At 66.8% G+C, this 21,748-nt stretch carries 18 protein-coding genes; 5 read left to right on the forward strand and 13 right to left on the reverse strand.

All coding sequences use genetic code 11. The features are described from left to right. Positions 1 to 78: 78 nt before the first annotated feature. The 4 genes from AC3A4Z_RS15185 to AC3A4Z_RS15200 are packed head-to-tail and all read right to left on the reverse strand — an operon-like array spanning position 79 to position 4,683. Positions 79 to 1,275, reverse strand: a complete 1,197-nt coding sequence (locus AC3A4Z_RS15185; RefSeq protein ID WP_498712509.1) for an NAD(P)/FAD-dependent oxidoreductase — start codon at positions 1,273 to 1,275, stop codon at positions 79 to 81. A gap of 4 nt (positions 1,276 to 1,279) precedes the next feature. Beyond that, positions 1,280 to 1,486: a hypervirulence associated TUDOR domain-containing protein gene (locus tag AC3A4Z_RS15190; RefSeq protein WP_498712510.1), complete on the reverse strand. Its 207-nt coding sequence runs from the start codon at positions 1,484 to 1,486 to the stop codon at positions 1,280 to 1,282. 8 nt (positions 1,487 to 1,494) lie between these two features. Further along, positions 1,495 to 3,909: a zinc metalloprotease gene (locus tag AC3A4Z_RS15195; protein WP_498712511.1), complete on the reverse strand. Its 2,415-nt coding sequence runs from the start codon at positions 3,907 to 3,909 to the stop codon at positions 1,495 to 1,497. 6 nt (positions 3,910 to 3,915) lie between these two features. After that, a complete protein-coding gene (locus AC3A4Z_RS15200) occupies positions 3,916 to 4,683 on the reverse strand; it encodes a peptidoglycan-binding protein (RefSeq protein WP_498712599.1) in 768 nt (255 codons plus the stop codon). 304 nt (positions 4,684 to 4,987) lie between these two features. Between AC3A4Z_RS15200 and AC3A4Z_RS15205 the strand changes: the two genes are divergently transcribed. Next, complete coding sequence (locus AC3A4Z_RS15205) at positions 4,988 to 5,440, forward strand: SRPBCC family protein (protein ID WP_498712512.1); 453 nt, start codon at positions 4,988 to 4,990, stop codon at positions 5,438 to 5,440. Positions 5,441 to 5,508: 68 nt separating this feature from the next. Here AC3A4Z_RS15205 and AC3A4Z_RS15210 read toward each other — a convergent pair whose 3' ends face one another. Next, positions 5,509 to 7,746 (reverse strand): S9 family peptidase, encoded by a 2,238-nt coding sequence (locus tag AC3A4Z_RS15210; RefSeq protein WP_498712513.1) that lies wholly within the window; start codon positions 7,744 to 7,746, stop codon positions 5,509 to 5,511. Between the two features lie 291 nt (positions 7,747 to 8,037). Here AC3A4Z_RS15210 and AC3A4Z_RS15215 point away from each other — a divergent pair, with 291 nt between their 5' ends. Beyond that, on the forward strand, positions 8,038 to 8,229 hold the full coding sequence (locus AC3A4Z_RS15215) for a hypothetical protein (RefSeq protein ID WP_050053959.1): 192 nt from the start codon (positions 8,038 to 8,040) through the stop codon (positions 8,227 to 8,229). A 208-nt stretch (positions 8,230 to 8,437) separates the two neighbouring features. Then, positions 8,438 to 8,860, forward strand: coding sequence for an Hsp20/alpha crystallin family protein (locus AC3A4Z_RS15220; protein ID WP_104998909.1), 423 nt, complete (start codon positions 8,438 to 8,440; stop codon positions 8,858 to 8,860). 252 nt (positions 8,861 to 9,112) lie between these two features. Here AC3A4Z_RS15220 and AC3A4Z_RS15225 read toward each other — a convergent pair whose 3' ends face one another. The 6 genes from AC3A4Z_RS15225 to AC3A4Z_RS15250 all read right to left on the reverse strand — a co-directional run bounded on the left by AC3A4Z_RS15225 (position 9,113) and on the right by AC3A4Z_RS15250 (position 16,004). Continuing rightward, positions 9,113 to 10,063 (reverse strand): ADP-dependent NAD(P)H-hydrate dehydratase, encoded by a 951-nt coding sequence (locus tag AC3A4Z_RS15225; protein WP_498712514.1) that lies wholly within the window; start codon positions 10,061 to 10,063, stop codon positions 9,113 to 9,115. Further along, positions 10,041 to 10,817 carry a histidine phosphatase family protein gene (locus AC3A4Z_RS15230; protein WP_498712515.1) on the reverse strand — a complete coding sequence of 259 codons (777 nt, stop codon included), beginning with the start codon at positions 10,815 to 10,817 and terminating at the stop codon, positions 10,041 to 10,043. The genes AC3A4Z_RS15225 and AC3A4Z_RS15230 overlap by 23 nt, the downstream gene beginning before the upstream one ends. A gap of 115 nt (positions 10,818 to 10,932) precedes the next feature. After that, positions 10,933 to 12,615: an alkaline phosphatase D family protein gene (locus tag AC3A4Z_RS15235; protein ID WP_498712516.1), complete on the reverse strand. Its 1,683-nt coding sequence runs from the start codon at positions 12,613 to 12,615 to the stop codon at positions 10,933 to 10,935. 233 nt (positions 12,616 to 12,848) lie between these two features. Continuing rightward, positions 12,849 to 13,958 (reverse strand): LCP family protein, encoded by a 1,110-nt coding sequence (locus AC3A4Z_RS15240; protein WP_498712517.1) that lies wholly within the window; start codon positions 13,956 to 13,958, stop codon positions 12,849 to 12,851. A gap of 31 nt (positions 13,959 to 13,989) precedes the next feature. Continuing rightward, positions 13,990 to 15,162 (reverse strand): LCP family protein, encoded by a 1,173-nt coding sequence (locus AC3A4Z_RS15245; protein ID WP_498712518.1) that lies wholly within the window; start codon positions 15,160 to 15,162, stop codon positions 13,990 to 13,992. A 185-nt stretch (positions 15,163 to 15,347) separates the two neighbouring features. Beyond that, positions 15,348 to 16,004 carry an arsenate reductase/protein-tyrosine-phosphatase family protein gene (locus AC3A4Z_RS15250; RefSeq protein WP_498712519.1) on the reverse strand — a complete coding sequence of 219 codons (657 nt, stop codon included), beginning with the start codon at positions 16,002 to 16,004 and terminating at the stop codon, positions 15,348 to 15,350. Positions 16,005 to 16,152: 148 nt separating this feature from the next. Here AC3A4Z_RS15250 and AC3A4Z_RS15255 point away from each other — a divergent pair, with 148 nt between their 5' ends. Then, positions 16,153 to 17,370, forward strand: a complete 1,218-nt coding sequence (locus tag AC3A4Z_RS15255) for an FAD-dependent oxidoreductase (protein WP_498712520.1) — start codon at positions 16,153 to 16,155, stop codon at positions 17,368 to 17,370. Between the two features lie 303 nt (positions 17,371 to 17,673). On the opposite strand, the gene AC3A4Z_RS15260 is transcribed toward AC3A4Z_RS15255, so the two are convergent. Beyond that, entirely contained in the window at positions 17,674 to 18,285 is a 612-nt protein-coding gene (locus AC3A4Z_RS15260; protein WP_498712521.1) for a DUF305 domain-containing protein, read from the reverse strand. Positions 18,286 to 18,402: 117 nt separating this feature from the next. After that, on the reverse strand, positions 18,403 to 20,556 hold the full coding sequence (locus tag AC3A4Z_RS15265; protein ID WP_498712522.1) for a heavy metal translocating P-type ATPase: 2,154 nt from the start codon (positions 20,554 to 20,556) through the stop codon (positions 18,403 to 18,405). Positions 20,557 to 21,070: 514 nt separating this feature from the next. On the opposite strand from AC3A4Z_RS15265, the gene AC3A4Z_RS15270 reads away from it, so the two are divergent. Further along, positions 21,071 to 21,742 (forward strand): PAS and ANTAR domain-containing protein, encoded by a 672-nt coding sequence (locus AC3A4Z_RS15270; RefSeq protein ID WP_498712523.1) that lies wholly within the window; start codon positions 21,071 to 21,073, stop codon positions 21,740 to 21,742. Positions 21,743 to 21,748: the final 6 nt, after the last annotated feature.

Genomic DNA, 21,748 nt, shown 5'->3' on the forward strand with positions numbered 1-21,748 from the left:
CAGGGAGTTTTTGTCCAGATATGCAGGGTTCCGACGCGGCAAAGTCTGCATATCTGGACAAAAACTCCGATCAGGCGGCTAGGCGCGGCCCTTGAGGATCAGGTTCCAGTACACCTGCGGGAAGATGTCCCGATCCACTATCCAGGACAGCCTGCTCTCGTTCCAGGTGGGGATCCGGGGGACGGTGGGCATGGGCCGGTAGCGGTCGTCGAATTCGGCGAACACCACCGTGTTCCGGGAGACCGTGAAGGGGCACACGGAGTAGCCGTTGTACTTGGCCGGCAGCGGCTTGCCTTTCCGGGCGGCCACCAGGTTCTTGGCCAGCACCTTGGTCTGTTTCCGCAAGGCGCCGCCCGACTTGGAGTTGGTGGTCCCGGCGGCGTCGCCCAGGGACCAGACGTTCGGGAAGCGGATGTGGCGCAGGGTTTGCCGGTCCACGTCGACGAAACCGCCCGCGTCACCGGCGGCGGGCAGGTCGGTTGCCTTCAGCCAGTCCGGCGCCGATTGCGGCGGAACCCCGTTGAGGACGTCGTAGTGCAGGTTCTCCTCGGCGCCGGTGGCGGTGTTCCGGATGGTGGCCAGCTGGCCGGCCGCGTCCACGGACACGAGTTCGCTGTTGGTCCACAGCTCGATGCCGTACTCGGCGATCTTGCGGTCCAGCTCGCGGTCCACCTCCGGCACCCCGAATACCGTGGGATAGGGCTGGACCATCACCACCCGGATCCGGTCCAGCACGCCCTGCGCTTTCCAGTAGTCGCAGGCCAGGTACATGGGCTTCTGCGCCGCGCCACCGCATTTGATCGGCCCGGCGGGCATGGTGAAGAGGGCGGTGCCGGACTTCAGCCCGCTCAGCAGGGTCCAGGCCTTGGGCGCCAGCTCGAACTCGTAGTGCGAGGCGCCGTGCGGTGAATGCACGGCTTCGGCCAGACCCGGCACGGCATCCCAGTCATACTGAAGGCCCGGGCACACCACCAGCTGCCCGTACGACACCGAGGCGCCGGACGCGAGGGTCACGGTGTTCGCATCGGTGTCGATCCCGGCAGCGGCGTCCCGGATCCAGGTGACACCGTCCGGAATCAGCGGTTCCTGCGGCCGGATGGCCTCCTTGGCCGAGGCCCTGCCTCCGGCGATGTGCGAGAACAGCGGCTGGTAGAGATGGTGGTCCCGGGGTTCCACCAGGGCCACGTCCTTCACGCCGTACCGCTCCAGCCGGGCGGCGAGGGAGATGCCGGCGTTGCCGCCGCCGATGATGACAACCTCGTGCTGGGCCGCCATCGGTTTACTTCTTTTCCGTCAGGGCCGAGGCCTTGTGGGCCGCGCGCGCTCCGGTTTTCGCCGATTCCACCACGTACTGCGGTTCTTCCTCGCTGGCGCGGTGGGTGTTGCCGTCGAGTTCGAAATCGCTGGTCTTTTTCTCCACGATCTTGCCGTGCGTCTTGCCCTGCGGCGTGTTCCATTCCACGGACGTTCCCTTGCTCAACGACATCTGCTCTCCTAGCGGGGGTTTGCTGTGGGTACAGGTTCCACGGCCGGGGCCGTGCCCCCAGTATCCGCCGTCGGCGCCACTGTCTCAACGGGAGCGTACGACGGCGGCGCGTCGCCGGGAGCGGGCTGCGTGGCCGGTGCGTTGGCCGGGGCTGTCCCTGCCGGAGCGGGTGCTTCGCCTCCCGTGCTTGTGCCGGACGCGGTGGTACCGGAGGGCGATGAACCCGGAACGGCCGGTGTTGCGGGTGACGATGTGCTGCCCGCCGTCTTGCCTTTCGTTGCACCGGGGTCGGCCTGGATGACAGCAGTGATCTGTTCCTTGTAGGCAGTGAGCCGGCCCTGGATCTCCGAAAGCGGCACATTCTGGATGTTCCGGCCGTACTCCGCGATCTCTGCCCACAAAGCATTAAGCTGGGCCAGGCTGGCCTCGCCGAGCGGGCCGTCCAGGGTAAGGACCAGTTGGCTGGCGAGGGCGTAGGTGAGGCAGTCCATGCAGTTGTAATTGGCCGCGGCTGACAGGTTCTCCGGGACAATGACGTCCGTCTGCCCCACGATGAGGACCACCTGGAACCCTACGGCCACTGCCGCGCAGCCGGTGCAGTTGGCGAAGGCATAAGCCTCGTTCCGGGTGTCCACCGGTTCGCCGTCCTCGGCCCACACGAGCGCGAAGGCTACGCTGTACGTCACCGAACCATCGGTGGTGTTCACGGCCAGCGCCTGGTTGCCGTCCTCTTCGGGCGCGGCCGGCCGGTCGAACGGGAATACCCATGGCGGAGCGGCTGAGCTTCCGGACCCGCCCGGAGACCCGGTGGATGAATCCGTGGCGGAACCCTCCACCGGCACCAGCACCATGGCCAGTTGCGGGTTCTCGCGGGTGGGCCTCACGGCTCCTTCGGGCCAGAGCGCAACGGTCCTCCCGCTGCGGCCCTCACGCAGGGCCGTGCCCCCGGACGGCAGGATGGAGGCGGTCGCATCAGCCAGGGTGCCGCGTTCGTAAGGCTGCACCGGACGGTACGTCCCGCCGTCGGGCCACCATGCCCAGGCCAGCCCGGCCAGCAAAGCCGCGACGGCACCCATCGCAGCGATGCGCTGCAGAAACTTTCCGCGGGTCTTCTGCCAGAGACCGGTGACCAGCTGCCGCAGGAGCCGCAGCAGGATGTAGAGCATGCCAATCATGGGCAGGGCGACGGCCGCGATGGCCAGGACGCGCACAGCAGCCCCGGCAAGGTCGCCGCCGGACAGGCTTTCGGCGAGCATCATCTGCTGCTTGGCTGCACTGCTCCAGGCGGTGGCCAGCAGCCGCGGCAGGGAAATGACCATCATTGCCAGGCTGAACAGCAGCAACGGCACGGTGACCAGGACCCACAGCGTCACCACTGCCCGGGCCCAGGGCTTGAGGGCCCTGCTTTCCGGCTTGCCCCAGTGCCACGGCAGCAGGCCCAGCAGAGTCGGTTTGATGCGCTGGAACAGGTCCGGGACCCCGGCGGCGTCCGCCAGGATGTGGTACCCGTCAAACCTGACCAGGGGCAGCAGTTGCCGGACCATCTGCAGGATCTGTGTGACAACCACCAGCAGCAGCGCATCGAATCCGGTGGCCCACCAGAGTCCCATAATGGCCACGGCCACGATGGCGTTGAAGTACAGGCCGCCGAAGTCCGTGCGGAGGCGGCCGGCGCGGCCCAGCCGGTATGAATCGGTGACATCCGTGAAGAACGCCGGCCAGATGAGGTACAGGCCCGCTCCCATGGCACCGGGCGTGGAGCCGCCCTTGCGCGCAGCGGCGGCATGCCCGAACTCATGGAAACCAGCGGACAGGATGGTGACGGCAAAAATCAGCAGGAGCAGGACCGGTTTTTCGAACGCTTCGTGCGTGGCCGACGCCAGCCCCTTCACCATCAGCACCCACCAGCACGAGGCCAGGAACGCCGCCGTCACCGCCACCACGATCAGCGGGTTGAACAGCACGGTGAACGGGGCAGTGATCCGGCGGGTGCGTTCAGGATCCGTCACGGTGTAGCGGAAGCGCATGCCCAGCAGGGGGTCGGCCTTGCGCACCTCGGGCTGCGATCCGTCCGCCAGCCGCAACAGGCCCAGCGGCAGCAGCTGTGAGCCCATTAAAGTGCGCACGTTGTCGGCGCTGATGAGTCTTCCCGACGCCGCGCTGGCGTGCGCAGCGATCTCCTCTTCGGTGCGCACGCCGTCCACTGCCTCCAGCACCGCGTACAGCAAGGGCGTCAGCTGGAGGGTCTGGCCGTCCGCTCGGCGGACCAGCGAAGGCGGCTCCCGGTAACCGGAGCCCTCCGACCGGCCAATAAGTTGGACGCCGTCAGCCCGGGCAGGGACAGGCAGCGGCGCCTCGGCCAGGGGCGCAGCGGACGACGGCGGGCCGGCCTGGGAGCGCGGCCCGCCGCTGGTGTGGGTCATCTGGGCTTACTGCTCGAGGTCGGACTGCTGGTCAGCGGAAGCGTTGGCTTCGCCCTCGATGTGCTGGGTGATCAGCGCGTCCTGGTCCGCCACGGCATAGGCCTGGCTGTCGATGGAGCCGATGTTCGCGGCCACGGCGGCGTCGATCGGGGCAGCCACGTTGGCGTTTGCTGCCACGGCACCGTTGATCGGTGCGGCGATGTCCGCGTCGGCCGCAAGGTCCACATTGACGTTGAGCAGGTCCCCGTCCAGCGCGGCGGCCGGGTCCACCGGCAGCGCGCCGACGTCGGGCAGTGCTTCGCCCAGGCCGTCCTCGGGGACGAGCCCGTCGGTGCCGGTTCCGTCCGGAAGGAGGGTGCCGCCGTCGATCGCTGTTCCCGTACCTTCCGTGCCAGTAGCCGTGCCCTCGGTGCCCGTAGCCCCGCTGGCTGCAGTGCCGCCGTCGACGGTGTCGTTGCCCTGGTCGATGACGCTGTCCTGGGTGGACTCAGCGTTCGCGTCGGCCACGATGCCCTGGTCGATCATGACGCCCTGGTCCGCCAGGGCCTGGGCGTCAGAGCCGTAGGAAAGGATGTTGGCAGAGGCAGCAGCGTCGATGGGCGCTGCCACGTTGGCGTTGGCTGCAACGGCGAGGTCGATGGGCGCTGCCGCATCGATGCCCAGGTCCAGATCCGCATTCAGGTCAAGGACCGAGGCCACTTCCTTGTCCGGCAGGGCCGTTACCTGTTCCGCGATCAGTTCGTCGTCGGTCAGGGGACGCATTTCCTGTTCCATGCTCACTCAAACCTCCACATACGGCGCCGGTTAACCTGCCCCCAGCGGGCAGCCGGCGCCAGACAATAGTAAGCATGATTACCTTCTTTGGGTACTGCGGAGGATCGGTCGCGCGTGAATGTTGCTGCTGGTCAGGGACGGTGGCGCAAGGTGGCTGACCGGGGCGAGGCCTGACTCGGCGGTAGTTAAGCACCTTCCCGCAAGGGCATTGACAGAGGCGGGCAGCGGGTCCAATCTGGCGCTGTGCCTGCCATTGCGCCGGCCAAGCCGGGCCGGCATCAGGTGCCTTTCAAAGGAGATTGCAGTGCCTGTTGTAGAAGAAAGCGTTGTCATCGCCAGGCCGCCGCAGGAGGTCTTCGACTTCCTGTCAAGATTCGAAAACATCGCAGTCTACGATTCCTCGGTCACCTCGTCCGGGCAGGTCGGGGACGGTCCTGTCGGGAAGGGTTCCCGGGGGCGCGGGACCAGCAAAGTCATGGGGCAGCAGTTCGACTGGGTTGTGGAGGTCGCCGAGTTCGATCCGCCGCGGCGCATGGTGTCCCGTTCGGTCGAGGGCAAGCTGGACTTTACCGTGACGTTTGATCTCGAACCGGCCGACGGCGGTACGCGGGTCACCCAGAGGATCGACGCCGCCTCCGGCCTGGGCGGGGTCTTCGGCAAGCTGGCGGACGCGCTGGTGGAGCGGGCCCAGGGGAGGACCGTCCGCGCCAATCTCGAAACCCTGGCCGAGTGGCTGGCGGAGCACCCGCAGGGCTAAGGCCGGACGCCGGGCGGGCGTGAGGCAAGCGAACAACGGCGGGGCCGCCCGCCGTCGTGCGCTTGCCCCTACTTCAGGCCCGCGCCCGGAAGCAGCTCCGTGGCTCCGAGGGAATCGGCGATGAAGGCGTAGTCCCAGGCCCGTTCGCGCCACTGGACGTAGCGGCCGGAGGCACCGCCGTGGCCGCCGTCCATTTCGATCTTCATCACGATCGGCTGGGTTCCGGTGGTCTTGTTCCGAAGCTCCTGCACCCACTTGGCGGGTTCCACGTAGAGGACCCGGGTGTCATTGAACGACGTCACGGCGGCGATCTTCGGGTAGGCGGCCTGGCGCACGTTCTCGTAAGGGGAGTAGGACTTCATGTAGGCGTAGACCGCGGGGTCCGTGATGGGGTTGCCCCACTCTTCCCACTCCAGCGCGGACAGGGGCAGGTCCGGATCCAGGATGCTGGTCAGCGGGTCCACAAACGGCACCTGCGCCACAACCGCGGCGTACTTTTCGGGTGCCATGTTCGCGATGGCACCCATGAGCAGCCCGCCGGCCGAGCCGCCCAGGGCAGCGATCCGGGAGGGATCCACCCAGCCGGAGCCGGCCAGCCAGTCGGTGGCGTCGATGAAATCGGTGAAGGTGTTCTTCTTGGTGAGCTTTTTGCCGTTCTCGTACCAGTGCCGGCCCAGCTCGCCGCCGCCGCGGATGTGGGCGATCACGAACACCACTCCGCGGTCCAGCAGGGACAGCCGCGCAATGCCGAAGCCCGGGTCCATGCTCATCTCATAGGAGCCGTACCCGTACACCAGGCCGGCCGCCGTCGAATCCTGCTTGACGGCCTTGTGCCGCAGCACCGAAAGCGGGATGCGGGTGCCGTCCTGGGCCTGCGCCCACTCGCGCGTGGCCACATAGTCGCTGCCGTCGTAGCCGCCCAACACCGGGCTTTCCTTGCGCAGCAGCAGCTCGCCGTCCGGCTGCTCCGCGGTGGGCAGCACGAAATCATAAACCCGCGACGGCGTGAAGTAGGACGTGTAACCCAGCCGGATCACCGGGGCCTCGTAGTCCGAACCGCCCACCCCCGCCGTGTACAGCTCTTCGTCGAACGCAGGCTCCACCGGCGGCTCCTGCGCGGCGGTGCCCAGCCCGGCCAGCCCGATCACCTGGACGCGCTCGATGGTGTCCTTGCGGATGGACACCACGAGGTGCGTGGAGGTGACGCCTGCGCCGTTGACGCGGACGTCGTCGGAATGTTCGACGACGGTGGCCCACTGCTGCTGGGCCAGCGGCTTCTGCAGCTCGGCCGGGTCCGCGAGGGAAACCATGGAGTTGACGGCGGCGCGGTTGTGGGTGAGCAGGATCTTTTCCGTCTTCCCGCCGTCCGGGCCGGGCAGCAGGAACGGTTCGGCTTCGTACAGCACCCGCTCGTTGCGGGAGATCACGGTGGTGAGCTCCTGGGCCGGGTCATCGAAGCGGAGCAGGCGGGTTTCGCTATACTCCGAGCAGCCGATGCCCAGCACCAGGTAGCGCCGGTCCCCGGAGAGCTCGAAGCCCAGCCACATGGCGGCGTCGTCCTCCTGGTAGATCACCACGTCTTCCTCGACGGAGGTGCCCAGGGTGTGCGCCTTGACCTGGTAGGGGCGCCAGGACTCGTCCACCACGGTGTAGAAGATGCGGGTGCCGTCCGGGGAGAAGGCGACACCGTAGAAGATGTTCTCGATGACGTCCGGCAGGAGTTCGCCGGTGCGGAGGTCCTTGATGCGCAGGGTGAAGCGTTCGTCGCCGCTGTTGTCCACGGCGTAGGCGTAGGTGTTGCCGTCCACGGTCACGGCCGTGCCGCCCACGGAGAAAAAGGGCTTGCCCTCCGCCTCGATGTTTCCGTCCAGCAGGACTTCCTCGCCGGGAATTTCGACGCCGGGCTCCACGCGGGGCGGCGTCCAGTCCTGTACCGGGTTGCCGGTGTCCTGTGCCTTGACCCGGCACTGGATGCCATACTCCTTGCCCTCCACGGAACGGCTGAAGTACCACCAGCCGTCCTTGCGGTGCGGGACGGAAAGGTCCGTTTCCTGCGTGCGGCCCTTGATCTCCTGGAAGATGGCCTCGCGCAGCGGCTCCTGGTGCGCGGTAACGGCTTCCTGGTAGGCATTCTCAGCCTTCAGGTGTTCCACGACCTCCGGGGATTCCTTCTCCCGCAGCCACTCGTAGTTGTCCACGAAGGTGTCCCCGTGGTGGGTGCGTTCGGTGGGGATCTTCTTGGCAACCGGGGGAGCGGGGGTGGCAGTCGCGGTGCCGGCGGAGTCCTGCAGCGGAGTCTGGGTCATGGTTTCAATATATAGACCCGCTCCGACAATGCACCGGCCGTTCGCTACCGGACGATAACGCCCCAGACCCGGGCGCACTTGTGGCCGCTGATGTGTAAACCCGGGCGCACTTGTGGCGCCAGGAGTGAGCGGGCGTATGCGGGGGCGCGGCATTAAGTGAGCGGGCGTTTGCGGGAGGGCAGCATTAGGTGAGCGGGCGTCGTATGGGGTCGGGTGCCCTAGTGGGGTTCGGGCCGCAGGCGTATCCTGTTCACGCTATGGCACATCCGCCCAGCGTGAGAGGGGAAGCATATGACCATCCCGCCAGTGCACGAGCCTGAACCGTTCCCGCCGGAACCAGGCCCGGACCAGCCCGATCCCACCCAGCCAGGCCATCCCGGCCCGCAGCCGCCCAATCCGTTCCCGACCCCGGAACCGCCGGGGCCGCTGCCCGTGCCGGACCCAGGGCCCACGCCGCTGCGCCCCGATCCCACCCGGAGCTGACCAGCCGAAACGCGCAACAGAAGGGACCTTCCCCACGCCGCGGAAGGCCCCTTCGCCGCTCCCGAAACCGGCGCCAAAATCAGGAAAAATTCCTCCGCCGAACCGCTTGCAGACCTACCGGCCCAGTGGTAAAAAATCTATATCAGCCAATACAGATTGGCTGGTAGCACAAACCATTGTTGGACCGTCTCTTACGAGGAGGGAAGCCATGTTGATGCGAACCGATCCGTTCCGCGAGCTGGACAGGCTGGCCCAGCAGGTCCTCGGCACGGCAGCGCGCCCGGCAGCAATGCCCATGGACGCTTGGCGTGAGGACCAGGAATTCGTCGTCGCCTTTGATCTGCCCGGAGTCGCACTGGATTCAGTGGATCTTGATGTGGAACGGAATGTCCTGACGGTGCGGGCCGAGCGTCCCGACCCCGCGGGCAAGGATACCGAGTTGATCGCCTCCGAACGGCCGCGCGGCGTCTTCAGTCGTCAGCTGATCCTCGGGGACACGCTGGATACCGATAACGTCAAGGCAAGCTATGACGCCGGTGTCCTGACGCTGCGGATTCCTGTCGCCGAAAAGGCCAAGCCGCGCAAGATCGAAATTGAAACGAAGGGGGCAAAGCAGGAAATCGCCGCCTAGTTTCATCAGGATCGGGACGTCGGGTATTCATTTATTGCTGACTGCCTTTTGGGCGGATCGCTAGTATGCACGCCACAGCGCTTAAAGCGCATCGGCAGCCTACGCCTGAACCTCCCGATACGGTGGCCCCCGGCTTCAGCCGGGGGCCATCCCATGCCGTCTCCAGCCCCGGAAGGCAACGCGGGGTCGGATCCGGCCCAATAAATCGGAAACATTGGGCTGAAAGTGACCCCGCGTTGCCCCAGTGGCGGCTCAGGTGTTGAGCTCGAGCATCAGCGCCGGGAGCTCGTCGGCGAGTTCGCGGGCAAGGAAACCGAGGGGCCCCATCCTGCTGGCCAGCCGATCGGCCGCGGCAGCGTGGAGGTGCGTTCCCCAGCACGCGGCCTGCGCATTGCTGGTACCCCGCGCACGGAGGCCTGTGATAGCCCCGGCCAGCACATCACCGCTTCCCGATGTCCCCAGTCCGCCATAGCCTGTGGTGATTTTCCACAGTTCGGACTCTTCCGGTGCATCCCCTCCGGAGGGCCGGGCGATGAGTCCCTGGCAGCTCACCACCGCCTGGAATTTGTCCGCAATCGCGGCCACATCCGCCGCCAGGTCGTCCACCTCCCGCTCCAGCAGGATCGCGGCTTCCTTGGGATTAGGGGTGAGGATCAGCCGCCCCTTCCACGGTTCCAGCAGGTCGGCCACCTTCAGCAGCCCGCCCAGGGCAAAGGCGTCGAGTACGACGGCGGGACCTCCATTTGCTGTCCCGCCACCAGGGCGCGAATCACCTGAGCGGGACCCGGAGCCAGCCTCGCGCTCCAAGAGGACACGCAGCAGCTCCTCGGCAAGGTCAGGATCGTCCAGGCCCGGACCCACCAGCATCGCATCGGCACCGTCGAGATAGGATGCGATCCGTTCCAGCCCCCGACCTGTTACCGACCCATCGGTAGTTTCGGGCAACCCTATCGCCCCGCATTCGGGGAGGGCCACTGCCACCTGAACAGCCACCGACTCCGCCACAGCAAGGCTGAGCTTTCCCGCCCCGGCCCGCAGCGCAGCGGTTCCTGCCAGCAGGGCCGCACCGGGCGTGGCCCGTGCACCGCCGATCACCAGGACCGAGCCGCGTGAATACTTGTCCTCGCCGGCGGCCGGCAGCGGCCAGTCGCGCAGCAGCGACGGCGTTACCAGCGTTGGGTCACTTGGGGTGGACACTGGCATCCCCTGCATGCTCGGTGACCGTTACACCGTGTTCGGTGAGGTGATCGGCCACGTTGAAGCTTTCCAGCGTCCACGGCCCTTCCCCCGACGGCCGGACATAACGGGTCAGGGAGGCATTGAGGACGGAGGTGCTGGCCGCCAGATCCAGGATCTGTTCCTCGTTCATTCCTTCCAGGACGTACCGGAAGAGGAGGATCACGGCGTCGTGGCAGACGAGCATCACCCGGTGCCCGGTGCTGAGGTTGTTCAGTTCGTCCAGGACGGACCGCAGGCGCAGGGCAACGTCGGCCCAGGATTCCCCGCCCGGCGGCCGGTAGTACAGCTTGCCCAGCCATTCGCGCCGTTCGGCCTCCTCGGGGAAGCGCTTCTCCACGCCCAGGCGCGTCAGCCGGTCCAGGATGCCCAGCTCACGGTCCCGCAACCGTTCATCAACACGGACCTTCACCGGCCAGCCCGCCGTTTCAACAGCGATCTCAGCAGTCTGCCGCGCACGGGCGTACGGGGATGACACCACGGCATCGGGCCGCAGGTCATCGGCGACCCGGGCCAGGGCCGCCCCCAGGGCCTTGGCCTGCTCCTGGCCGGTCCCGGACAGGTTCACGTCCGCATCCCGGGCGGGCACATCGATGACTTCAGCCCCGGCCAGCCGCGCATCCGTGGCTGCCACGTTGCCTTCACTCTCGCCGTGGCGGACCAGGAGCAGCTCCACCGCCCCGGCCTCCTGCACAGCCTCCGTCAGCCCGTCCTCTTTCACAAGAAATCACTCCGTCCGCCTGGGTTTCCGAATTCAGGAACACTACCAGCGGCGTACCCACGGGGCACGGGCAGTAAACGCCAGAGTTAACACGAGGGGCATCGCCCAGCAGAATCTACCGCTCCGGCATCAGCACCTTGGAGAACACGGTGGCACCGTTGGCGTTGCGAAGGCTCGCCGTGAAACTGTTATCCGCACCCAGCTGGACGTGGCCGAAGAACTGGTTTTCGCCGTCGCGCGGTGACTCCCCGGCGAAACGCCCGGCCTTGGAGAACACCACCTCCGGTCCGAACGTCCCGTCCATCGCGTTGGGCCCGAAAGACCCTGCCGCAATGGGCCCGGCAACAAATTCCCAGAACGGGTCGAAGTCGGTGAACGCGGCGCGCCCGGGAGAGTAGTGGTGGGCGGCGCAGTAGTGGACGTCGGCGGTCAGCCACACCACGTTCTTAACCCGGTTGTGCTTCAAAGCGCTCAGCACCCCGGCGATCTCGAGTTCCCGGCCCAAAGGAGCACCGGGATCGCGGTTGGACAGGCTCTCCTGGTTCACAGCGCCGTCGGGCACAATAATCCCTAGCGGCAGGTCCGCGGCGATCACCTTCCAGGTGGCCTTCGACGCCGATACCTCCCTGATCAGCCAGTCCACCTGCTCCTGGCCCAGGATGTTCGTGGCGTAGGTTTCCTTGCCGTCGGTGTTGGGCGACTTGAACGTGCGCATGTCCAGGCAGAAGACATCCAGTTGCGGTCCCCGGCTGATCTTCCGGTAGATGCGCGCAGGCTGGTACTGGCCGGCGTCGTCGAATGTCCCCGGCCGCCACAGCGCTGCCGCGTCCGCGATGGGCATGTTCTCCTGCCACGCCTGCCGTCCGCGCGCGGCGAGGGTGTTCACGTCGCGGACCGTGTAGCGGGGATCATCCAGGATCTCGCCGGGGTACCAGTTGTTGGTGGTTTCGTGGTCGTCCCAGTTGGCGATGACGGGAACGTCAGCGAACATGGCGCGCATGTTGGCATCCATCGAGTTGTACCGGTGCCGGCCGCGGTATTCGGTGAGGGTCTCGGCAACCTTGGATACCTCCTCCGTGACCAGGTTCCGCCACACCTGTCCGTCCTTCTCCACCACGGTTTCGGGGATGGGGCCATCCGCATACACGGTGTCGCCCGAGTGGATGAAGAAGTCCGGCTGCGTCTGGTGCATGGCGCGGTAGCCGCGCATCCCGCCGATCTCCTCGTTGATGCCCCAGCCCTGCCCGGCGGTGTCGCCCGTCCATACAAAGCTTTGGGCGGACGACGCCGGCACCTCACCTCCCGCGCTGGTGTCACCGGTGCGGCCCTTGCCATTGGACGTTCCCGCGTCCGGTGCCGTCCGGAAGGTGCCGCGTACGCTCTCACCTGTTGCGCCGCCGTCGTCCTCGAAGCTGATCTCCAGCGCAAAGCGTGTGTTGGACGGGAGGTTCCCGGCGTGGATCTTGGCCGTGAAGTCGGATGCCTGGGTGGCGCGGGGCCCGCGGAGGGTGCGTTCAAAGGCGCCGCGCCCGCGCAGGACCTCGCCGCCGTCGTCCACTGCGCGCAGCACCGCCGTCATCCGCCCGGCACCCGACGCACGGGACCACAGCACGGCCGAATCGGAGGTGACGTCGCCGGTGGCGATGCCGCTGGGCAGGGTGAGCCGGTTCCGGACCAGCGCGATGCCGGCCGGCGACTGGCGCGGCCCGGGGGTGGCCTGTGCGGCGGTCGGTGCGGCGGCCAGCGCAGCGGCGAGGACGGAACCCTTGACGATGGTGCGGCGGGAAATATCAGTCATGGGCCCAGCCTGCCGACGCCGGGCGCACGGACTGTTGCCCTCGGGTGAACGCACGGTAAGCCCGGGTTGAACAACCCGGATTGCCTTGGCCGTGCGCGAATTCGACACCCTATTTGATTTGCGCTGCGCAAAATACCTGACGCACCGCATATACCGGTCGCGCCAAAAAATATCCGCGTCGACAGTTACTTTGCGCGTCGCCAGCGTCCCGGCCACGCCGCCCCGGTCCGCTCCTACGGCAGCGCGAACTCGGCGATCCGGCCCTCCCGCAGCGCTGCACCTACGGCGTTGACCCCGCCATAATCGGGAAACAGCACCGACTGGCCCGCCACAAATCCGGGACCGGCCGTGGGCAGGGTCATGGTGCCGATGGCATTTACGTCGAGGTTGCGGAGGCTGTACGCGAGGATGGCCGCCTGCACCAGGTCAAAGCTTTTGTCCACGGTGAGGCAGCAGGACGCGAAGTCCACGAGTCCCCGCACCGCGTTGACATCGTTCAGGGCACCGTTGGCAGTTAGTCTGGCCAGGACGGAGCGGACCAGGATCTGCTGGTTCCGCACCCGCTGGAAATCGCCCTCAAGAAACGCGTAGCGTTCGCGGGAAAACTCAAGCGCTGCCTGCCCGTCCAGGTGGTTTACGCCTGGGGTGAAGACGTGCCCGGTGTCGTGGGTGGACTGGAACGGGACGGGAACGTTGACGTCGATTCCGCCCAACCCGTCTACCAGGACCTTGAGGCCGCCGAAATCAAGCATCAGCGTGTGATCGATGGTGATACCCAGCAGCGACTGGACCGCAGCCGTCTGCATGTCGATGCCGCCGTACTGCAGGCCCGAGTTGACCTTGGCGCCGCCCAACCCCGGGATATCCACCCAGAGGTCGCGGTTGATGGAAATCATGTAGAGGCTTCGCCGGTCGGCCGGAACATGGACCACGATCAGGACGTCTGCGCGCTGGTCCATCGGCTGGCCCGAAACTGCCGTCTGGGCTGCGGCGTCGCGGGCGTTGCCGCGCATGTCACTGCCGATGACCAGCACGTTCATGGGCACAGCCGGGAGCTCCGGAATTGGGGGAGGCGGCGGCGGGGGAGGAGGGGGTGCCGGGGTGGTTTCCGTCGGCGTCGCGCTGGGCGTCGGTGTTTCCGAGGCACTCTGTGTTCCTGCGGGTTGCGCCACCGTGCCGGCCCGGTTGAGGTTCACAATAGCGACGACGGCCACGGCCACGAGTGCCAGCGCCACCAGGGCAGCAATCCAGCGCCGCCGTCCGTGCGCCACCCAGCCCAGGCCGTGCGGATGGGAGCCGGACGGGCCCGTGCCGGAAGGGTCAGAACCGCCTGGCGTGCTCATTGTGCCTCACCTCATTGTGCGTGTGGTGGGATCAGTGTCCGCCCGCCAGGGCCCCGCTGGCTACACACGTGTCCAAACTGTCATCTGCCAAAGCCTCGGAAATGCGCTCGACGGCCCAGGGGTCCGGCAGTACGATCGACTGGCCGTCCGCGGAGGTGCCGATGCCCAGCGTGGGCAGGGTGAACATCACCATGTCGTTGGCCCGAACGTCGCGGAGCTCGAGGGCCAGGCGGGCCAGGGTTGCGGCGTCCAGCCCGCCGTCCACACTGATGAACGGGGCCATGGCGCTGAGTACGTTGTGGACCTTGACCGGGTTGAGGAGGGTCTCCGGGCTGAGGTTCTTCGCGAACAGCGCGCGCACAAACGCCTGCTGGTTGCGGACCCGCTGGTAGTCGCCGTCGGCAAAGGCGTAGCGCTCGCGGACAAACTCGAGGGCGTGCTCTCCGTCCAGCGTCTGGGTTCCCGCGTTGAAAGCGTAGTGGTCGTGGCGCGAGACGAAGGGCTGGGGAACGTTGACTTCCACCCCGCCGAGGGCGTCGGTTACTCCCTTGAAGCCTTCGAAGTCGATCATGGCCACGTGGTCTATCCGCGCCTGAAAGAGGGATTCGACCGTCTGGACCATCAGTGGAACACCGCCGAAGGCAAGGGCCGCGTTGATCTTGGCCTGGCCGTGGTCAGGGATGCTGATCCACAGGTCCCGCATCAGCGAGATGGAGTAGATCTTGGACCGGTCGCCCGGGATATGGACCAGCAGCAGGGTGTCGGCGCGCTGGTTTGAGTTGGCGCCGGAGAGGGCCTCGTCCGCCGTTGCTCCCCGGCTGTCGCTGCCCATCACCAGGATGTTCAGCGACGTGTCGGCGTAGGGATCCGGTTCGCCCGCGGCTGGTCCCGCGGCTGGTCCCGCTGCAGGACCCGCGGCGGGACCGGGCCCCGGGATGGCGCCGGAACCGCCGGATCCGCCTGCTGCTCCGGGGGCGCGCGGCTGGGGCCTTGTGGACTCTGCGGGGAAGGGGCTTTCGATGGTGCTGGTCTTGGACTCGTAGATCTGCCCCAGGTTGTAGAGGTACGCTCCGGCCGCAACCGGGATCAGGACCGCGACGGCGAGCAGGACCAGGAAGATGGTGCGCAGGGGGTGGGGGCGGCGCCCGGACCGGGGTTCGGAGCCGGGAGTTTGCGTGCGCGGGTGCTGTCGCTGGCTGCCCATTTCCGAAAATTAGCAGCGGCGGAAACGCGATACATCAGGGGAATCCACAGAAGAACCGCACACTTCTCCGCACAGTAGTTACGACGGCGGCGGGCCGGGTCGGGCGGGCACCCCAGCCGAGCGTGCGGCAGCAGTTGGGGTGACGGGCGCCGCGTTCGCCGGAACGGTGCAGGTGCGCCGGAACGCTACGGCGTCGGTGCACCGTTCCAGCGAACGGGGGCGTTGAGGCGGGCGTGGCGCAGGATGGACACAATGGCCGGCGCGAGTTCGTCCTCCATCTGCCGGTACACCTCCGGCGCGCGGCGGTACGGGTCGATGATGTCGTTCTCGGCCGAGTCCGCGGGCAGCGACAAATGGCGCACAGCGGCAGCCCGCGCAGGCAAGCCGCGCCAGAAGGTGAGGTTGGCAGCCAGGGGATCGCCGTCGTCGTACGGCCCCTCCGGTGCGGTGCCCGCCGACTCGGCGCGCTGGTCCAGGACGTCGAGCATCCGGGCGAACTCGCGGATGGTGAAGGTGCGCTTGAGGAGGGAGGCGTCCAGCTGCAGGACCTCGCCGCGGTGCCCGGAGGTCATGGTCAGCACCAGGTCCACGCCGCGCAGGATCTTGGGCGTGAGCTGGCGGGCGGCGAACTGCTCCGGGTCGCCGCCGAACGTGCGGATGATGTCGGCCGAGATGGGCTGGATGGGGTCGCCCACCATGGCGCGGGTCCCTGCACTGCGCACCTCGAAACCGCCCGGCAGCACCTGGTCCAGACCCGCCTGCAGCAGCCGCTCGGCCACGGGTGAGCGGCAGATGTTGCCCGTGCAGACAGTGAGGATTCTTACTGGTGCGGGTGAGTCCAAGGGAGATTTCTCTTTCCAGCCGGTGCGTCCGTGCTTTTCAACTTAACACGCATCGGCCCGACGGCGGCCGCCCCACCCCGCACGCCCGCCCACTTTTGGCTGCCTTCCGGGCAACGCTCTATCACCTGAGGCAAGGAAGCACGATGATATGACTGTGGAAAGCGAGATCACACGGGACTGCGTGATTGCCGGCGGCGGCCCAGGAGGCATGGTGCTCGGATACCTGCTCGCGAGAAAAGGCCTGCGGGTGACCGTCCTGGAGAAGCACGGCGACTTCCTGCGCGACTTCCGCGGCGACACCGTCCACCCCTCCACAGTCACCCTGTTGGGCGAACTCGGGCTGCGGGAAAAGTTCCTGGACCTTCCACTGACCAAGCTGTCCACGCTGGACGCCGTGGTTGATGGCCAGCGGGTCACCATCGTCGACTTCGGCACCCTCCCCGCGCCGGACAACTTCCTCGTCCTCGCGCCGCAGTGGGACTTCCTGAACTTCCTTGCCCGCGAGGCGCATGCGTTCCCCAACTTCGAGCTGCGCATGCTCACCGAGGCCACCGGCCTCATCATTGAAGAGGGCCAGGTGCGCGGGGTCCGGGTCCTCACGTCCGACGGCGGACTGGAGATCCGTGCCACGCTCACCGTCGCTGCCGATGGGCGTGCGTCGGCCTTGCGTGCCGCTGCCGGGCTGACGCCCGAGACGTTCGGTGTGCCCATCGACGTACTCTGGTTCAACCTGCCCAAGCCGCCGGACCCTCCGCCCCCGACGCTTGGCTACATTTCCGCGCAGGGAATGGTCCTCACGATCGACCGCGGCGACAGGTACCAGTCGGGCATGGTGATCCGCAAAGGCGGTTTCGACGAGCTTCGGGCGGGGGAGGTGGGCGCCCTGCAAACCCGGATCATTGGCGCCGCGCCATTCCTGCGCCCAGTCGTCGAGAACCTCACCGACTGGGACCAGGTGAAGCTCCTCTCCGTCCAGCTCAACCGGCTGCGGCGCTGGTACCGTCCCGGGTTCATCGCCATCGGCGACGCTGCCCACGCGATGTCGCCGATGTTCGGCGTGGGCGTGAACTTCGCCATCCAGGACGCCGTCGCGCTGGCCAACACTATTGCGGAGGACCTAACCGCTGGAACGGTGCCAACGCGGAAGCTTGCCGACGTGCAGAAGCGGCGGGAGAAGCCAGTGAAAATCATGCAGCAGTTGCAGCGCAACGGACACCGCGTGCTCTCCAAGGCCGCCACGGGGAACCGGATCGCTCCCCGCTGGCTGGTGATGGTTCTTCGTGCCGCCTCACCGTTGTTGCGCAGGATCACGGCACGGTTCGTCGGGCTGGGAATCCGACCGGAGCACGTCAACCACCGCGCCTGACTCACCACCCGCCGACCCGATGCGACGCTCTCTCACTTAACGTGGTTTTCCGGCTGACGCTCTCTCACTTAACGCGGTTTTCCGGCTGACGCTCTCTCACTTAACGTGGCTTCCCGACTGACGCTCTCTCACTTAACGTGGCTTCCCGACTGACGCTCTCTCACTTAACGCGGCTTCCCGACTGACGCTCTCTCACTTAGCGTGGCTTCCCGACTGACGCTCTCTCACTTTCGTAAGGAAAGCGAAAGAGCGTTGGTCGATTTGTTGCATTAAGTGAGAGAGCGTTTGGGGGGGAGGGTTGGGTTAGAGACCTGCCAAGAGTTGCTTCATCTCGGTGATCTCCGCTTCCTGGGCCGTGACAATGTCGCGGGCCAACTGGACGGCCTCCGGGTACTTGCCCCCATCGATCTCGTCCTTGGCCATCTCAACGGCTCCTTCATGGTGGCCGGTCATCTGCTCCATAAAAAGCCGGGCAGCCTTGGTTCCCTGGGCGGCCTTGAGCTTGCTGAGGCCCTCCGCGTCCACCATGCCGGACATGCCATGCCCCGAGTGGTCAGCCGCCATAGTGGGGACATTCCAGCTCTTGAGCCACCTGGTCATGGTCTCGATTTCCGGCGCCTGGGCGTCCTTGATCCTGGTGGCCAGGGCCCTGACGTCCGCGGGCAGGTCCGGCTGGGCCAAGACGATGTCGCTCATCTCCACAGCCTGGGCATGATGCGGAATCATCATCTGGGCGAACATCATGTCTGCCTGGTTATGGTCGGCGTTGGCATCCGGCATCATGTTGGACATCGGGCTGGAGCTGGCGTGGCTGGAGTGCATGCCTCCGCCGGGGGTTCCTGAGTCGGCGGCGCAACCGGCAAGGCCAAGCGAGGCCGCGAGCGCCGCGGCGAGGGTGAACGTACTGATCTTCATGTCAGGTCTTTCCTTTGGAAGTGAGAGAGCGTCACTCGATTAGCAGCATTAAGTGAGAGGGCGTCACTCGATTAGCAGCATTAAGTGAGAGAGCGTCTGGAGAGGGCGGGCGTGTCCCTAGCGCACCTCGGACGGGTTGAGCCGGACGCGCCGGAGCAGTTGGGCGTTCAAGGCCACCACGATAGTGGAAACCGACATCAGCACCGCCCCGGCCGCGGGGGACAGCACCACGCCGGCGAAGGACAGGACTCCCGCGGCAAGCGGCACGGACAGGACGTTGTAGCCCGTGGCCCACACCAGGTTCTGCCACATCTTGCGGTAGCTCGCCCGGGACAGGTCCACCATGGACAGCACGGCGCGGGGGTCGTTCCCGGCCAGCACCACGCCGGCCGATTCCATGGCCACGTCCGTCCCCGCCCCGATCGCGATCCCCACTTCGGCGCGGGCCAGCGCGGGTGAATCGTTGACGCCGTCGCCCACCATGGCCACCTTCAGGCCGCGCGACTGCAGCTCGGCCACCTTCTTGTCCTTGTCCGCGGGCAGCACCTCGGCAAACACCTCGTCGATGTTCAGGTCGGCCGCGACAGCCTGTGCCACCTGCCTCGCGTCGCCGGTGATCATGGCCACCTTGACGCCGCGCTGCTGCAGGGCAGCCACCGCCTGCCGCGACTCAGCCCGCACCGCGTCCTCAAGGCTGACCGCCCCGAGGACGGTCCCGCCGTCGTCAATTACATGCAGGACGGCAGCGCCGCGGTCCATCCAGCCGCGCGTCGTGGTTTCCAGGGCGGAAGGTACGACGGCGCCAAGCTCGCGCAGGAGCGCGGGCCCGCCGACGTGCACCGTGCGCCCGTCCACGGCGGCCCGGACGCCGCGGCCGGTCAGCGACGCGAAGCCGGCGACGGCAGGCAGGGCAAGGTTCCGTTCCCGGGCTGCGCGGACGATGGCCCGCGCCACGGGGTGCTCGCTGTCGGACTCGACGGCGGCGGCAAGGGCCAGCAGCGCATCGGCGTCGACACCCGGCGCGGCGGCCACGTCCTTCAGCTCCGGTTCGCCCGTGGTGAGGGTGCCGGTCTTGTCGAAGAGGACAACGTCGATGGTGCGCATCCGCTCCAGCGCCATCCGGTTCTTGATCAGGACGCCGGCCCGGGCAGCCTGCTCAGTGGAGATGGCGATGACCAGCGGAATGGCGAGGCCCAGGGCGTGCGGGCAGGCGATCACCAGCACTGTCACGGTGCGGGTCACGGCTTCGGGGATACTGCCCAGCAGCGTCCACACAACGAAGGTGATGACGCCCGCGCCCGCTGCAAAGTAAAACAGGAAGGCGGCGGCGCGGTCGGCCAGTGCCTGGGCCCGGGACGATGAAGCCTGTGCTTCGGCGACCAGCCGCTGAATTCCGGCCAGGGCGGTGTCCTCGCCCACGGCGTCCACCCGGACGCGCACGCTCGAGTCCGTGGCAACGGTCCCGGCTACCACCGCATCCCCGGGACCCCGGGGTACGGTTTTGGATTCGCCGGTGATCATGGACTCGTCGAACTCCGCCTGGCCCTGGACCACCGTGCCGTCGGCGGGCATCCGGGCGCCGGAGCGCACCAGAACGAGGTCTGCCGGGCGGAGTTCGGAGACGGGCACAGTTTCGGTGCCGCTGTCCGTGATACGTTCGGCTTCATCGGGCAGCAGTGCGGCGAGCGCGTCCAAGGCGCCCTGGGCCGAGCCGAGGGCGCGCATTTCGATCCAGTGGCCCAGCAGCATGATGGCCACCAGCAGCGCGAGCTCCCACCAGAAGTCCAGGTCGAACCCGCCCAGGCCCAGGCTGGTGATCCAGGACGCGACAAACGCCACCGTGATGGCCATGCCGATCAGGAGCATCATGCCGGGCCGGCGGTCCTTCAGCTCCTGCAGCCCGCCTTTGAGGAACGGCTGGCCGCCGTAGAGGAAGATGACCGTGCCGAGGACCGGCGGGATCCAGGTGGAACCGGCGAACATCGGGGCCATGTAACCCAGGATGTGGCCAACCATGGGGCTGAAATAGACCACGGGAAGGGAGAGCGCCAGGGTCAGCCAGAACCTGTTCTTGAACATGGCCGTGCTGTGTCCGGCGTGCTGGCCGTGGGTATGGACGGTGTGGTCGTCGTCGTGCTGGGGGTGGTGGTGGCTGTGCTCGTGGCTATGGTCGGCACCAGCCGCGGCAGGGGCTGCAGCAGCCCCGGATTCGGTGAGGGTGCCGCTGGCCCGGCTGTCGTCGTCGTCGTGATGGTGCATATGGTCCTGCATTGGTTCCTCCTTGGAGGACGTCGCCCTCGTTGCTTGAGGGGCGGAAAGTGAGAGAGCGTCGCCGGAATTCACGCGTTAAGTGAGAGAGCGTTGCCTGGATTTACGCGTTAAGTGAGAGAGCGTTGCCTGGGGAAGGTGATGGGGCGTCGGAAATCACGACGGCGGCAGGCGCCTCGGGCCCGAGCCCCGCCGGCCCGCAGCAACTGCAGGCGGCCGCGGAGGCGAGGGGGAGCGGTGTCCGGTTTTCGATGTTGAGCATGTCAGTTTCCATTCCTTGGCGAAGGATTAATGGCGCTGGGGTTGAACGGCTGTGAAAGCGGGTGCGGTGCACCGGCCGGGACATACCACTTCACTGACAACACTCCGAAATATACCCCTAGGGGGTATTCGCGTCAAGAGGGCGGGCGTCCGGCACACCTAGCCTTTGGCAGTGTTCGTGGCCATACTTGAGTCCAAAGGCAATGGCGCCTGCCCCGGTTGGCGGAAACCGGAAACTTAGACCGGAGGTGGCTTTGTGGCTGAACTCAGCGGCCCCTACACATACTCCAGTGCATTGGGGGACGACCAGTGCATTGCTGGTACTTTTCACGTGCAATTGGACGGCTGGAAGTTTGAATGGTCCGACGGCATGTTCCAGCTGCATGGTTACGAGCGGGGCGAAGTGGTCCCCTCCATGGAGCTGCTGTTCTCGCACAAGCATCCGGAGGACAGGCCGCGCTGCCAGGACATTGTGGAGCAGGTGTGCAGGACCGGCGGATACTTCTGCATGTACCACCGCATCATCGATTCCCGGGGGCGGACCCGGCGGGTGCTCACCTCCGGCGACGGGATAGTGGATGCAACCGGGAAAGTCATCGCCATCGACGGCGTAATGGTGGACCTGACCTCAACCCTCCGGCGTGAAACCGAGGAAACGGCCCGGGAAGCGGTGGCGGGGGCAACATCCACCCGCAGTGTCATCGACCAGGCGCGGGGAATCCTCATGGGCCAGCTGAAAATGAACTCCGATGATGCCTTCCAGGTGCTGGTCAGCACCAGCAGCCACCGCAACGTGAAGCTTGTCGTGGTGGCCGCCGAACTCGTGAAGCTGGCCAACTCCACAGGGACGCACCGCTACCTGAACGACGCCGTTGCTGCCATTGTTCAGGACAGCCGGCTGGGAAGCGGGCGGCGCCGGGCAGGGTAGGGCCCC

Source organism: Arthrobacter sp. Soil_C_49 (assembly GCF_057656635.1).